The following is a 14,851-nucleotide window of genomic DNA, read 5'->3' as shown; positions in this document are numbered from 1 at the left end:
GTTTTTGGTTCTACCCTTTTGTTAGCAATAGTCATTTTTTATAAAGCAACAAACAACTCAAAATCATTTTTAACTACTATTATAATTTGATCAAATTTTCAAAAACCAATACAGAGCAAATACTGTGTTGTTTTTTTATATATTGAAATGTCAGGAAACCAAAATACTTTCGTCTATACACTTAAAAATAAATAGAATTACAATATGGCACTCATAAAAACCATAGAACATCACGAAGCAACTGGCAGATTAAAAGAAATCTATGATGATTTAATTCAAAAACGGGGACAACTTGCCGAAGTACATAAAATTCAGAGTTTGCGCCCAGAAAGCATTGTAAAACATATTGATTTGTATATGGAAATTATGTTTTCAAAATCAGAACTTTCAAGAGCCGAACGCGAAATGATGGCAGTAGTAACATCTGTTGCAAATAATTGTCATTACTGTCAAATTCATCATTCGGAAGCATTGAATAATTATTGGAAAGATGACTATCGAATTGTGCATTTAAGAAGTAATTACAAGAAAGCCCAACTTTCTGAAAAAGAGCTTCTACTTTGTCAATTTGCCGAAAAGTTAACCTTAAAACCAGATGATTTCAAAGAACCAGAACACATAAACAAACTCAAAGAAATAGGATTGTCAGATGCTGCCATTTTAGATGCAACCTTGGTTGTGGCCTATTTCAATTTTGTTAATCGATTGGTCTTGTCTCTTAAAGTAGATATTGAAAAAGACGACGAAAGAAATTATAATTATTAACCTATTTACGACTATGAACTCTAAAATCATCCTAACAACCTCCTCAGTAGTGTTTTTTGCTTTTGGTATCCTTACAAGTTTTGCCCCGGAGATTCTTTTATCATTCTTAAAAATCGAATATACGCTAACTGCCACATTAGTTGCTCAAGCTTTTGGTGCCTTCAATATTGCTATGGGAATTCTAAATTGGATGTCAAAATCAAGCCTCTTTGGCGGAATTTATAATCGCCCAATAGGTATGGCAAATTTAGCTTACTTTTTTATGGCTGGACTTGCCATAATCAAAGGATTATTAAATGTACCTGAAGCGCCACTCTTTATATGGGGAGTTGGTATAATTTACTTAGCATTTGCCATAGCTTTCTGGTTACTACTTTTTAAAAATCCAATTCCCAATAACAAATAAAATAGATATGAGAACCTATTGTCAAGAAAATTTAAACGAAATAAAAAAAGTATTACTTCAATTAACCAATGAACAATACGACCACAAAGCTATATTGCTTTCGCAAGCATCAATAGGACAGCACATTCGTCATATTGTAGAGTTCTATCAATGTGTCCTTTTGGGTTTAGATACAAAAATCGTGAACTATGATAATCGTAAAAGAAACTTATTGATTGAAACTGATAGAAATTTTGCTATAAAAATAATTAATGCAATCAACTCCTATTTAGATCAAGATATTCCTGATGAAACAATTGTTTTAGAAGGTAATTTTTGCGCCGAAGAAGGCAAGCAAACACAAATTAAAACCTCAATTTTTAGGGAATTAGCCTACTGTTTAGAACATAGTATTCATCACCAAGCATTGATAAAAGTGGGATTATTAGAATTAGATAGATTATCCTTTATTGATGATACTTTTGGCTTGGCACCAGCAACAATCCGATATAGAAAAGTATGTGTACAGTAAGTTTTGTCCCGTTGCAAAACGGTTTTCTTTTGACATCCAATAGAGATGAAAAAATATACCGTCCTACAATTGCACCAAAAATTTATTCAGAAAATGACATAAAACTACTTTATCCAAAAGACGAAAAAGCAGGTGGGACTTGGATTGTGGCCAAAGAAGACGGAACAACTATTATTCTGCTCAACGGTGCCTTCATCAATCACCAAAAGAAACCAAATTACAGCAAAAGTAGAGGTGTTATTTTGATGGAAATCATACAAGCACAGTTTCCATTAATCCATTTTCAAGAAATGAATTTAGATAATATAGAACCGTTTACACTTATCATATTTCAAAATAATATACTGACCGAGGTAAAATGGGACGAAGTAGAAAAACACATTATTGAAAAATCTATTAAAAAACCACATATTTGGTCATCTGCCACTTTATATAATCGCATTCAAAGGATTAAAAGAAAACAATGGTTTGAAGATTTTTGCAGATACAATATGCCATTATCAATAGATAAAATTCTTTCGTTTCACACCAATACAAAAGCAACAAACACTGAATTTGGTTTGGTTATCAATCGTGAAGATAAAACCAAAACGGTAAGCATTACCCAATTGTTGTTGAAAAACGACAAACTCGAAATGACTTATATTGATAGAATAAACAACAAAACAATAGAAAAAATAGCATTTTGAGAAAACTAAAAAACAGCATTCATAAACTCCAAAATTGGGAATATTGGAACGTCAATGTGGTCTATTTTCCAATCTTTTTCTATTGGATATATTTGAGTATCAAAGCGCGTTCATTAGGTTTTTTTAATGCCAGCAACCCCAGAATTATAAACGGAGGATTTGCCTTGGAAAGCAAGAAAGAAATTTATGATCTCATTCCAAAACAATATTATCCAGAAACTTTATTTTTCAAAGCCAATCAAAAACTTGCAACGATTATAAATTCAATTGAAAAAGCAAACATTTCATTTCCATTTATCATCAAACCTAATATGGGTTTACAAGGACTTCGGGTCGAAAAAATTCATTCTTGGAACGAGTTAAGCACCTATTTACAAAAAACAAATTATGATTTCTTAGTTCAAGAATGCATCACATATCCGTTAGAAATAGGTTTGTTTTATCACAGAATGCCTTATGAATTTAAAGGCCAAATCACTGGAATTGTATATAAAGATTTTTTGATTATTAAAGGAAACGGAACAAATACCATTTACGAACTCATTGAACAAAACCCACGATTTGCCTTGCAACTCGATACTTTGAAACAAAAGTTTGGAGGAAAATTAAACGAGGTCTTACCCAAAGACGAAACGCTCAATTTAGTACCTTTTGGCAATCACGTTCGAGGTAGTAAATTTACCGATGTCAGTTATTGGATAAACGAAAAACTAACCGAAACGTTCAACGAAATTTGTTTGCAAATTCCTGATTTCTACTTCGGAAGATTGGATATTATGTTCCATTCTCGTGAAGATTTAGAACAAGGAAAAAACTTTTCAATCATAGAATTGAATGGTGCTGGAAGCGAGCCAACTCACATTTATGACCCAAAACATTCTATCTTTTTTGCTTGGAAAGAAATCATTAAACATTATGATATTTTATACAAAATAAGCACTTTTAATCATCAAAAAGGACATTCTTATTTGAATATCAAACAATCCAGACAATTAGTAATTGACAATAAAAGACTAACCAATCACCTAAAATCGATTTCATAAAAATGAAGATATTAGATAAAATAGCACCTAAAAAAAATCCACTTTTACTAGGAATCCTCATCAGTTTGATGGGTGCTTTGCCTTTGGGTTACATTAATGTAATTAGTTTACAAATATTGTTGGAACAAGGCAATTGGGCAACGATTTCTTTTATTTCAGGAATTGTATTTATAGAATTTTTTGTATTGAAAGCAGTAAGTTTTGGAGCAAAATGGTTGGTAGAACAAAAGAAATTATTACTGTTTATTGATGTTTTTACGATTGTTTTCTTTACTGGAATTGCGATTTATTTCATTACAAATATTGGCAACGATAAAAATTTTAGTTTGTCGCAACTTAAATTGGCACAATTCCCTTTCATTCTAGGTTTGCTTTTAAATAGTTTGAACTTTATTCAATGGCCCTATTGGTCTGGAATATACATTTACTTATTCCGTACTGAAAAACTAGACCCAAAATGCAACAATAATAGCCTTTTTATTATGGGAGCAATGATGGGAACATTGGCAGGAATGTTAATTTTCGCTCACACAGGAAAATACTTTTTGGTCGAAAATAAAATTGAAATGAGTAAATATCTCAATCCAATATTTGCCACCTTATTTTTGGGTTTGGCAGGCATTCAGATTGGAAAATTATTTTGGAAACAAAAGAAACAAAAGTTTCAAAAATTGGCAAAACTGTATGCAAAAAAAAATTCCTAAATAAAACCCAATGGAAACCTGGCAACTCTATTTAAGTTTACTACCAAGCATTGCAGTTATATTAACCAGTGCAAACAGAATGGCTCTTTTTTGTAGCAATACACCTCAAAATACGGTTTTATCGGAATGTCAATTTTATTCGAGAAAAACAATTCGAGAAATTTATACTCAACAAAAACATATAAGATATTTTATTCATTCGTCAAGATTACTACATTTACTTGGCAATTCATTAAATCTAAAAAAATGAAAGCATTAATCATTTCAGGTGGCGGTAGCAAAGGAGCTTTTGCTGGTGGTGTGGCAGAATACCTCATCAACGATTGCTGCAATAACTATGAATTATTCGTGGGTTGCTCTACTGGTAGTTTGCTGTTGCCACATTTGGCCATAGGAAAAATTGATAAAATCAAAAAAATATATACTTCGGTAAAGCAAGAAGACATTTTTAATATCAATCCTTTTATAATCAAAAAAACTGAAAAAGGGTACAAAACTTCTATTAACCATTTTAATACTCTCAAAACATTTATCAAAGGTTGTCCCACTTTTGGCGAAAGCGAAAACTTGCGAAAACTTATAAAAAAGAGTATCACTCTAGAAGATTTTAATTCTCTCCAAGAACAAAATAAAAAAATCATTGTGGCTGTTTCAAATCTCACTATGAACACGATAGAATATTATAATTCTAACGACTGCACTCACAATGATTTTTGCGATTGGTCTTGGTCTTCCTGCAATTATACGCCTTTTATGAGTTTGTTTACCAAAAATAATTGCCAATATGCTGATGGAGGTTTTGGCAGTTTTATTCCCATTATGAAAGCTATCGAAAACGGAGCTTGTGATATAGACGTAATTATATTAGAAAACGAAGTTGAAATAGCAAAGCATCCCATAATCAAAAATCCATTTTCATTGTTGTTTAGAACATTTCAGTTTATGATTGATAGAAACAGTTCGAAAGATGTTATTATAGGCAAACTGGCTAGTTTAAACCAAAAAATAAACATCAACTTCTATTATACACCCAATCAACTAACCGAAAACCCGCTTATTTTCGACCCAGAACAAATGACCAAATGGTGGAAAGACGGTTACGAATTTGCTAAATCTAAAAACCCAGTTAGTTTTTGTCATATTCCCAATTTAAAAAATTGATAAATAGCTATGCAAAACACAAACTCATTATTATCGCTTTCAGGAAAACTATTGCTCAACGTAAAATTGAACGTAACTACTTCAATCGAAGAACAGAAATTAAGAAACTTTTCCATAAAAGAATAGCGATAAAAATATCACAATTAAACGAATTGATAGTTCTTTGCAAACTATTGAAAATCCAAAAAATGAACGAAATAATAACTATTGAAACAAAATAAAAAACGATGCAAACACTTCTTAAGACTTTATTTATTCGGAATTTAAACCAATTAAAATTGGAAATTGAAAGCTACAAAACCGAAGCAGATTTATGGAAAACAACTCCCGAAATTGCTAATTCAGGTGGAAATTTATGTTTACACCTCATCGGAAATCTAAACCATTTTATTGGAGCAACACTTGGAAACACTGGATATATTAGACAACGTGATTTAGAATTCTCAGAAAAAAACATACCAAGAGAAATTCTAATTCAAAACATTGAAAACGTCATAAAAATAGTTTCAAATACTTTGGACAATCTCAATGAAAATGACTTTAAACAAGAATATCCATCAGAAGTTTTTGGAAGCAAAATGGCAACCCAAGATTTCATAACCTATCTCACGACACATCTAGCCTATCATTTAGGACAAATCAATTATCATAGAAGATTTATTAATTCTACCAATTAATTTAGAAATGAAAATCTTTGACAATTTTAAAAACACTATTCCCGAAATAGAAAATACCATAAATCAAACAAGATATTCTGTAACCAATAAATAATAATCAGGATGCAAACGCAATTTATTTCAACGATAACTTGTCCCGAATGTGAACATCAAAAAGAAGAAATAATGCTTGTCCGTCTATTCAAGAGAAGAAAGATTATTGTAAATAAAAAAGTGCTGTTAATTATGTAATGTACAAAAAAAAATAGTTAGTGCATTAATTTGATAATAAGGGTTTAATTTAAGGTATTTCTGGATTGGCTATATTCGTTGGGTTTCCATTAATAAAATTAATAACGTTTTCAAATGCTTTTCCAAAATAAAGTTCGTAACCATTTCTTTCAACATAACCAATATGTGGTGTGCAAACAACATTGGGAAGTAGTAATAACTCATAATTTTTGTCATAAATAGGTTCTTCTAAATACACGTCAAGACTAGCAAATTTGGGAGTTCCTGATTTTAAACATTTTTCTAATGCTCCTTTCTCTATTAATTCTGCTCGTGCTGTGTTTATGATAACCGCATTTTCTTTCATCAATTTCAAATCACTTTCTTTAACTATTTCAAATGTTTTTTTATTTAGTCGAAGATGTAATGTGACAATATCTGAATTTTTAAAAAATTCTTCTTTTGAATTTGCTTGTTCAAAACCATCTTCAATAGCCTTATTTCTCGAAACTTCACTTCCCCAAACTAGAACTTTTGCACCAAACACTTTTGCAAATTGTGCCATTTTTTGCCCAATTTTTCCATAACCCCAAATACCAATAGTTTTTCCATAAATTGTTGAACCAATAGTAACTTGCCATTGCCCGTTTTTCATTCCTTCTATTGCTTGTGGAATTTGTCTTACCGTGTTCATTAGTAAAGCCCAAGCTAATTCTGCTGGCGCTATTGGCGAACCAATTCCTTCTGCAACTAATACTTTATACTTTGTGCAATCGGCTAAATTGAGATGATTTGATATTTTCCCTGTCTGACTTATTAGTTTAAGATTAGGTAATAATGATAGCAGTTTTTCGTCAACTTCTGTTCTTTCTCTAGTCAAAACTAGAATAGAAGTATCGTATAGTTTTTCTGCTAATAGAGCACAGTTTTTTTCAGTATAATTTAGTATTTGAACATTTTGTCCTTTCAATAAATTAAAACAGTCTAATTCTTTTATAACATTTTGATAGTCATCTAAAATTGTGATTTTCATTTCGAATGGTTTATTTTATGCTTAAAAAATCTGTCAAAATTAAGTTGTTTTTGTTTAACTCAAAATATCATTACTAACAACAACCACCGCCATTATAATGAAAAGTACTTTCGCTAATAAAAATATCGTTTCTTCCTAACGAAGCCAAAGCCGCTGCCGTTTTATCGCAAACTGCCAAAGGTTGGTTTCGCATTAAAACGTGTCCTTTTTTATCATCAAGATAAACTTCATTTCCATAATAAATTGCCGCTTTTCCTGTAAAAACACAAGCACCATCGGCTGGCATTGGGTCTTTTATGGCACAGACTTCAATACTTTCTATAAAAATAAGCTCATCGGTCGGGTAATTATCAGTATCCAAAATTCGGTACGGACGACGACCCCGAATTTCAATGGTACCAAAACCAACATCAGTCAAGGCTTTGATATAATCCGCAATTGGAATACTGCCACTCAAGCACAAAGCACGCAAATGGTCGTCATTTCGTAACGCATCATTCATTGGTTGTTCACACGTTGGGTCACTCATTACTAGTCTTCCGTGTGGTTTGAGAACGCGATACATTTCTTGCAGAACTTTCTTTAAATCTTCGGCTTTAAAAATATTGAAAAGACAGTTTTGAGCTGCAATATCAATGCTTTCATCATCAATAGGAAGGTTTAATGCATCACCTTTTCGCAACTCAACAAACTCACTTTTGAACCAATCATTTTGTGCTTCGGCTTCGATGAAATTTTTGCGAGAAGCTTCCAGCATTTCATCAACGACATCAACACCAATTACACCTCCTTTTTGACGAGAGAAATAAGAAAACTGCAATAATTCCATTCCTCCACCTACACCTACATACAAAATTTTTGGATTGTTAATTAAATCTTGTGCCGAAATCGTGCTGCCACAACCATAATTCATTTCTTGCATTATGACGGGAATTTCGAGACCAGGAAATTTCCAAATGGGTGTAGTCGTACAGCATAATCCAACATCTGGAGTCAAAGCTGCTTGTTTGTATAAATCGTTTGTGGCGTCTAAATAGCTCATAATTATAGTTTTATTAATTCTTTAAAAAGGGCAATCATTTGAGGTTCGGCTTGACCAGCCAAAGCAATAATTTCCTGAATATTAACTGGTTTTAAATCGTCTGGATTACATTCATCAGTCAGTACAGAAACAGCTAAAACGGGCAATCCTAAATGATTGGCAACAATAACTTCGGGCACGGTGCTCATTCCAACGGCATCGGCTCCAATTGTTTTGAGATAGCGATATTCAGCTTTGGTTTCCAATTGTGGTCCAACAACGGCTGCGTAAATTCCTTTGTGTAAAGTAATGTCTTCTTTTTTTGCAATCTCAAGAATGGAATTTCGTAAATTTAAATTGTAGGGTTCGCTCATATCGGTAAAACGTTCTCCAAATTCGGAGACATTTTTGAATGCCAATGGCGAACCACCTTGCAGGTTGATATGATCTTCAATCAACATTATATCTCCTTTTTTGAAATTCAAATTGATTACTCCAGCTGCGTTGGAAATCAATAATTTTTGAATACCCAATGCTTTCAAAATCCGAATAGGAAACGTAATTTCTTGCAAAGAATAGCCTTCGTACAAATGAAAACGTCCTTGCATTACAACAACTTTTTTGTTTTCTAACGTGCCAAAAATCAGTTTCCCCGAATGAAATTCGACTGTCGAAACAGGAAAATTTGGAATATCAGCATAATCAACTTCGCATTCAATTTTGATATGATTAACCAATTGACCTAATCCTGTACCCAATACAATTCCTATTTCGGGGAAATGAAATCCTTTTTGGATTAAAAATTTTGAGGTCTCTTTTATTTTTTCAATAGTCATTTTATGAAAATAATTTTTATTAAATAATTTAGGCTACAGTTCCTTGGCAACTACTTCCTGCTCCAGCTGTGCAACCGTAGCAATGTTGTGAGATTAAAATGTTTCTATTGGTCAGAATTTTTTCATTGAATTGAGAAATATGATTTTCAGAAACCGCCACTTTCAACCCCAACATTTGGTTAAAATCACAATCATACAACCAACCATCATAACTTACAGATATGGTATTGGTGCACATTACGTTGGCAACCGCTTTCGGATTAAATGCCTCGACTAACGAATACATATAATCTTCATAATTATCGGAAGTAATCAAATAGTCCAAAAACCGACTGATGGGCAAATTGGTAATGGCAAAAAGGGAATTAAAATCGATATTGAAATCTTCTTTCAACGCTTTTTTGAAATCATTCTCCAAAGCTTTTTGATCGGTTGGCAAAAATGCTCCTGAAGGATTGTAAACCAAATCGAGTTTCAAGTTGCTGTCCGGCATTCCATAACCTACTTCGTTTAGCATTTGCAAGGCTTTGATAGATGTATCAAAAACACCATCGCCACGTTGCTTATCGGTTTTTTCTCGTTTGTAATAAGGCAAAGACGAAATAACGTGAATATTGTGTTTGGCGAAAAACTCGGGCAAATCGTGGTATTTTTTATTGGCTAAAATAATAGTCAAATTGGAGCGAACAATAAAATCCTGAACACCCAGTTTTGATGCTTCTTCAACAAACCAACGAAAATTAGGGTTCATTTCGGGTGCACCACCAGTTAAATCAAGCGTGTGTACTCCAGTATTTTTAATAACATCAAGACATTGTTGCATTGTTTCGATAGTCATAATTTCTTTTCGATCTGGACCAGCATCTACGTGACAATGGGCACAAACTTGGTTACACATATAACCTACATTAAGTTGCAGAATTTCAATTTTTTTGGGACGCAACGGAAACTGATTGACCGATTTTATTTTTTCGGAAAAAGTAGGCAACGAACCCTCTTTAAAAATCCCGTTGGACAGAATTTCCAGTTGTCTTTCGTTTTTAGAAAGTTCGTTGTGTTTTGCGTGTAAAGATTTTAAAGGCATAATTTTATAAAAATCACATTGATAATTTGTCGTATTTGTTCATCATTTGAACTCCGTGAACAAGCGTTGCACCACTGCGAATAGCTGCGGCAACGTGAACAGCTTCCATCATTTCTTCTTTGGTAATACCTCGTTTCAAACCATCGCCTGTATAAGCATCGATACAATACGGACATTGAACAGTGTGGGAAACCGCCAAAGCAATCAATGACTTTTCACGAGCAGTCAAACAGCCTTCTTCGAAAACTTTACCATAATACTCAAAGAATTTGTCGCCTAGTTCTTTATTCCAATCGGATATTTTTCCGAATTTTTTAAGGTCGGCTGGGTCATAATAAGTTTTTTCCATTGTATTCAATTTTTTTTATAAAACTACAATTATATTTTTTAGACGGAACAATCAATCCATCCTGACAGATAATTTCAATTTTTTTATAAAATGTAAAAATTGCATTCCACTTGTCAGGAAATCAATTTTACTTCGACTATATCCACATAAAAAATAAATTAAACTCAAAAAACAATTGTCAATTATGGCTACAAACATTAAACTCAAAAATCTACCAACAGGATACCAAACCATTATTAGTAACGGAAGACACAGCATCATTGGAGATGAACCCATTAACAGCAAAGGAACCGATTTAGGGTTTTCACCAACCGATTTGATTTTATCAAGCATTGCAATGTGTAAAGTGGCAACCGTTCGTTTTATTGCTCGTAGAAACGGTTGGGAAATTGGAAATGTGGAAGCCGAATTAGATCAAATAGTAAAACGTGGCGAAAACGGAAAACTCTCTACAACAATAAATGTGTCTATTTCTATTGAAGGTGATATTACCGAGGAACAACGAGCAGAATTGCTCCATCAAGCAGATGCCTGTTATGTTCATAGAATGATTGAAGGCGAATGGAATATTGAAAAAGCAACGGTTTTAAACGAACCAGCGTTAATATAAATTTAGAAATAAAAAAATATGAAAACTTTCTTATTTATCGGATTATTTGCATTAGTTGTCATTGGGATTTATAGTTTTAGAAATCCAAAAGTAGATTTCAAAGAAGACACAGCAGAGGGGATTCAATTTTTTAAAGGCTCTTTTCAAGAAGCATTGGAAAAAGCAAAAGCAGAGAACAAACCTATCTTTTTAGATATTTATGCCACTTGGTGTGGTCCTTGTAAAATGCTAAAAAAACATACTTTTTCAGACAAAGAAGTCGGGAATTATTACAATGCCAACTATATTAATGTTGCAGTTGATGGTGAAACAAAAGAAGGAAGTGAATTAGCAAATAATTACCGTATTCAAGGTTATCCAACCTTATTGATTTTAGATAAAAACGGAAAACAAATAGCTGAACAAGTAGGATTTGTTGAACCACATATTTTAGTCAATTTTGGAAAAAGAATTGTTCCATAATTAATAAATAATGATAATTTTCAATTTGTTTTGTTTTGATGGAAGGCACTTCTGTAATAGGAGTGTCTTTCCTTTTTATTGAACTTAAAACACAAATTACTATGAATTATAAGAAGCTACTTTTTGTTGGATTAGTATTAATTTCAATGCAATCAAACTCTCAATCTGAAGAAATTAAAACTCATAAAAAAACAGAAATAGGTGGATTTTGCTTTATAAAAACCAAAAACCGCTTCTGTTATGATAACAGAGCGGTTTTTTTATATTTATGCAATTTCTTTATTTTTTACTACTAATCTAAATCCTTCACCGTGAATATTTAGGATTTCTACATTTGGATCAAGTTTGAGATATTTTCTTAATTTAGCGATATAAACGTCCATACTTCTTGAAGTAAAGTAGTTATCATCTCTCCAAATTTTTGTCAACGCTAATTCTCTTGGCATTAAATCATTTTCGTGAAGAATCAACATTTTTAAAAGCTCATTTTCCTTAGGAGACAATTTAACTGGTTCTTCTTTTTGATATGTCAGAAAACGAAGTTTTGAATTCAAATGAAATTTGCCAACAACAAATTCAAATTGAACTGGTTCTGCTTTTGCTCCAGATGATTTTCTTTGAATAATTGCTCTAATTTTCATCAACAATACTTCTGAATCAAAAGGTTTATTCAAGTAATCATCAGCTCCTGCTTTATATCCTTTCAAAACATCTTCTTTCATAGATTTTGCCGTTAAGAAAATAATGGGCACATCCTGATTTTTTTCTCTAATTTCTTTGGCTAAAGTATAACCATCTTTATAAGGCATCATCACATCCAAAATACATAAATCATAAGTATCCTTTTTGAATTTTTCAAAGCCTTCCATCCCGTTTTTTGCCAAAGTAACATCAAAGTCATTCAGCATTAAATAATCTTTTAGTACCGCTCCAAAATTTAAGTCATCTTCAACTAAAAGAATTCGTTTATTTACATTTTCCATATTTTTAATTTATTAATGGTATTTTTACTATGAAGGTACTTCCCTTTCCCTTTTCACTTTCTACAAAAACCTGACCATTATGGTCATCAATAATTTTTTTTACGTAAGCTAATCCTAATCCGTGTCCTTTTACATTATGAACATCGCCTGTATGCTCACGGTAAAATTTTTCAAAAACTCTTTTCTGAGCAATCTTACTCATTCCTATTCCGTTGTCTTTAATTTTAATAATAATGAAATCTTTTACATTCTCAGTATAAATATCAATTTTAGGTGCATTTGGCGAATATTTAATAGCATTTTCCAAGATGTTTACAATCACATTTATAAAATGTGCTTCATTTACTAAAACACTTGTTCGAACAGCATCTAAATGTTTTGTTATTGTTCCTTGTCTATCTTCTAAAATTAAACTTACGTGCTCAATAGCGTCTTCAATAATTTCCTGAATATTACTAGATTCTTTTACAATATCTAATTCTTTCTTTTCAAGTTTAGAAATCCTTAAAACATTCTCAACTTGGGCGTGCATTCGTTTATTTTCATCCTTAATCATCTGGATATATTTCAACACTTTTTTCTTATCATCAATAATTTTTGGATTTTTTATAGCATCCAAAGCCAAATTTATTGTTGCAATTGGAGTTTTGAACTCGTGAGTCATATTATTGATGAAATCAGATTTAATTTCAGAAATATGACGCTGACGAATCAATTGGTTTAATGCACTTGTATAAGCAATAATGATGATTAACGTAAAAATAATTGACAATAGTGTTATTCCTATAAGATCCGTCAACAAAAACTTCTTTTTTTGCGGAAATGAAACTAATAATTGATATTTACTATTTCCTTCGTTATCCGAAAAAATTGAAATGAAATAAGTATTGTTTTTATCATATTTAAATCCATCCGATTTAACTTTTGTTGCTAATCCGTTGCTATAAATTCCATATTCAAATCGCGTTTTTACTCCATATTCTTCTAATTCTTTCTTTAATAGCTTTGATAAACTTTCTTTCGAAACTCTTTCTTGTATTGGCATTGTCGAAGCAATGTCTTTAAAGAAAATCTGAAATTGAGCATTATCTAAAACATCTAAATTGCCCGATTTTTCAATTTTTACATCAGGAGTCAATTTATGCTGAAGTCTTGAATTATCAAATTGATTGTTATTGTAAACTTCAGTAATTCGTTTGGAATTAAAACTTTTAAATTTTACACTATCTAATTTTTTATCAAAGAACGTAGAAGAAATATCATAATCTTCACTAATTATACTGTTTGAATATATTATCGTCTTATTAGTTTTATTGTTTTTTTGAATATAATAAAACTCTAATAAATCATTTTTTTGAGGAATCTTTCCAGTGCTATCTTTATACTGATTGTACTTATCATAGAAACTGTACGCTTCCTGTCTTTGAATTTTTTCGGCCACGTTGCCTATAACATTTTTAACGTGGAATTTAAATTGCTCGTCGATATTTTTAAACGAGGTATTAAACCAATAAACTTGGACCAAAATTATCCCTATCAAGGATAAACTCATCAACAAAACAAGTATTCTAAAAAACAATTTATTCATCGATGCAAAATTAGTATTTTAACAATATAAATAATAATAAATTAACCAAAGATTAACAACAAAGACTCAAATTATTGAATCTTCAAAATTTTAAGAATTTTATCAACTTCAGATTTAGCAATTTCAGGATTAATATTTTCAATAACATAATCACTTTTCAAAATACGCTGTTCATCATTCCATTGAGCATTTATTCTCTTCAGAACTTGTTCGCGAGAGGTTTTATCTCGTTGAATTACTCGTTGAATCCTAGTTTCAAGTGGTGCAGTTACTGTAATTATCAAATCGCAATTTTCATAACTACCACTTTCAAATAAAATGGCGGCTTCATAAATGATAAATGGAGAATTCTTATGGTCTAAAATCCAGCTACTAAAATGCTTCTTTACAGCAGGATGAATTATAGCATTAAGTTGTTTTAATTTTTCGGGGTTATTAAAAACAATTGCCGCAAGTTTTTCTCGATTTAAAATATTATTTTCAAAAAATTCATTACCAAAAATTTCTTTGATCTCCGTAATGATTTCTGCCGATTGCATAATTTTCCTAGCTGCATCATCAGCAATGTAAACAGGAATGCCTGCTGCCAAAAAATGATTGGCAATCGTAGTTTTCCCACTTCCAATTCCACCGGTTAAACCAATTATTTTTGTCATATTATTTTTTGAAAAATAACTCTGGAAAAGCTTCTTGTGGTTTTTGTTTCAGGATGATGATTT

18 protein-coding genes are annotated in these 14,851 nt (G+C 31.6%); 10 read left to right on the top strand and 8 right to left on the bottom strand.

Annotated elements, in window-relative coordinates:
- The first annotated feature begins 204 nt into the window (after window positions 1–204).
- The 8 genes from PHC28_RS07405 to PHC28_RS07370 all read left to right on the top strand — a co-directional run bounded on the left by PHC28_RS07405 (window position 205) and on the right by PHC28_RS07370 (window position 5,956).
- Entirely contained in the window at window positions 205–765 is a 561-nt protein-coding gene (locus tag PHC28_RS07405) for a peroxidase-related enzyme (RefSeq protein WP_300097901.1), read from the top strand.
- 13 nt (window positions 766–778) lie between these two features.
- Complete coding sequence (locus PHC28_RS07400; RefSeq protein WP_300097898.1) at window positions 779–1,171, top strand: hypothetical protein; 393 nt, start codon at window positions 779–781, stop codon at window positions 1,169–1,171.
- A gap of 7 nt (window positions 1,172–1,178) precedes the next feature.
- Complete coding sequence (locus tag PHC28_RS07395; RefSeq protein ID WP_300097895.1) at window positions 1,179–1,682, top strand: DinB family protein; 504 nt, start codon at window positions 1,179–1,181, stop codon at window positions 1,680–1,682.
- A complete protein-coding gene (locus PHC28_RS07390) occupies window positions 1,670–2,371 on the top strand; it encodes an NRDE family protein (protein ID WP_300097891.1) in 702 nt (233 codons plus the stop codon). Before PHC28_RS07395 ends, PHC28_RS07390 begins: the two co-directional genes overlap by 13 nt.
- Window positions 2,368–3,414, top strand: a complete 1,047-nt coding sequence (locus PHC28_RS07385; RefSeq protein WP_300097887.1) for a D-alanine--D-alanine ligase — start codon at window positions 2,368–2,370, stop codon at window positions 3,412–3,414. The genes PHC28_RS07390 and PHC28_RS07385 overlap by 4 nt, the downstream gene beginning before the upstream one ends.
- A 2-nt stretch (window positions 3,415–3,416) precedes the next feature.
- Window positions 3,417–4,118 carry a hypothetical protein gene (locus tag PHC28_RS07380; RefSeq protein ID WP_300097885.1) on the top strand — a complete coding sequence of 234 codons (702 nt, stop codon included), beginning with the start codon at window positions 3,417–3,419 and terminating at the stop codon, window positions 4,116–4,118.
- 246 nt (window positions 4,119–4,364) lie between these two features.
- Window positions 4,365–5,279, top strand: coding sequence for a patatin-like phospholipase family protein (locus PHC28_RS07375; protein WP_300097883.1), 915 nt, complete (start codon window positions 4,365–4,367; stop codon window positions 5,277–5,279).
- A gap of 227 nt (window positions 5,280–5,506) precedes the next feature.
- Window positions 5,507–5,956: a DUF1572 family protein gene (locus PHC28_RS07370; protein WP_300097880.1), complete on the top strand. Its 450-nt coding sequence runs from the start codon at window positions 5,507–5,509 to the stop codon at window positions 5,954–5,956.
- Window positions 5,957–6,236: 280 nt separating this feature from the next.
- Here the strand turns inward: PHC28_RS07370 and PHC28_RS07365 are convergent, their stop codons facing one another.
- The 5 genes from PHC28_RS07365 to PHC28_RS07345 all read right to left on the bottom strand — a co-directional run bounded on the left by PHC28_RS07365 (window position 6,237) and on the right by PHC28_RS07345 (window position 10,489).
- Window positions 6,237–7,199, bottom strand: coding sequence for a D-2-hydroxyacid dehydrogenase family protein (locus PHC28_RS07365; protein ID WP_300097877.1), 963 nt, complete (start codon window positions 7,197–7,199; stop codon window positions 6,237–6,239).
- A gap of 73 nt (window positions 7,200–7,272) precedes the next feature.
- Window positions 7,273–8,241 carry an arsenosugar biosynthesis arsenite methyltransferase ArsM gene (arsM, locus tag PHC28_RS07360; RefSeq protein WP_300097873.1) on the bottom strand — a complete coding sequence of 323 codons (969 nt, stop codon included), beginning with the start codon at window positions 8,239–8,241 and terminating at the stop codon, window positions 7,273–7,275.
- 2 nt (window positions 8,242–8,243) lie between these two features.
- Entirely contained in the window at window positions 8,244–9,056 is an 813-nt protein-coding gene (locus tag PHC28_RS07355) for a purine-nucleoside phosphorylase (protein ID WP_300097870.1), read from the bottom strand.
- Between the two features lie 28 nt (window positions 9,057–9,084).
- Window positions 9,085–10,140 carry an arsenosugar biosynthesis radical SAM (seleno)protein ArsS gene (arsS, locus tag PHC28_RS07350; protein ID WP_300097866.1) on the bottom strand — a complete coding sequence of 352 codons (1,056 nt, stop codon included), beginning with the start codon at window positions 10,138–10,140 and terminating at the stop codon, window positions 9,085–9,087.
- 13 nt (window positions 10,141–10,153) lie between these two features.
- Window positions 10,154–10,489: an arsenosugar biosynthesis-associated peroxidase-like protein gene (locus PHC28_RS07345; protein ID WP_300097863.1), complete on the bottom strand. Its 336-nt coding sequence runs from the start codon at window positions 10,487–10,489 to the stop codon at window positions 10,154–10,156.
- 184 nt (window positions 10,490–10,673) lie between these two features.
- Between PHC28_RS07345 and PHC28_RS07340 the strand changes: the two genes are divergently transcribed.
- Together PHC28_RS07340 and PHC28_RS07335 are read left to right on the top strand one after the other, a co-directional pair.
- Complete coding sequence (locus PHC28_RS07340) at window positions 10,674–11,099, top strand: OsmC family protein (protein ID WP_300097859.1); 426 nt, start codon at window positions 10,674–10,676, stop codon at window positions 11,097–11,099.
- Between the two features lie 18 nt (window positions 11,100–11,117).
- Window positions 11,118–11,561, top strand: coding sequence for a thioredoxin family protein (locus PHC28_RS07335; protein WP_300097856.1), 444 nt, complete (start codon window positions 11,118–11,120; stop codon window positions 11,559–11,561).
- Window positions 11,562–11,827: 266 nt separating this feature from the next.
- Here the strand turns inward: PHC28_RS07335 and PHC28_RS07330 are convergent, their stop codons facing one another.
- The 3 genes from PHC28_RS07330 to coaE form a co-directional block, all read right to left on the bottom strand.
- Entirely contained in the window at window positions 11,828–12,544 is a 717-nt protein-coding gene (locus PHC28_RS07330) for a response regulator transcription factor (protein WP_300097853.1), read from the bottom strand.
- A 4-nt stretch (window positions 12,545–12,548) separates the two neighbouring features.
- Complete coding sequence (locus PHC28_RS07325; RefSeq protein WP_300097850.1) at window positions 12,549–14,132, bottom strand: sensor histidine kinase KdpD; 1,584 nt, start codon at window positions 14,130–14,132, stop codon at window positions 12,549–12,551.
- Window positions 14,133–14,203: 71 nt separating this feature from the next.
- Complete coding sequence (gene coaE, locus PHC28_RS07320; RefSeq protein ID WP_300097847.1) at window positions 14,204–14,788, bottom strand: dephospho-CoA kinase; 585 nt, start codon at window positions 14,786–14,788, stop codon at window positions 14,204–14,206.
- Window positions 14,789–14,851: the final 63 nt, after the last annotated feature.

Source organism: Flavobacterium sp. (assembly GCF_028712645.1).
Taxonomy (GTDB): domain Bacteria; phylum Bacteroidota; class Bacteroidia; order Flavobacteriales; family Flavobacteriaceae; genus Flavobacterium.
Note: the sequence above shows the minus strand (reverse complement) of the source record. Positions and strands in the feature narration are given on the sequence as shown.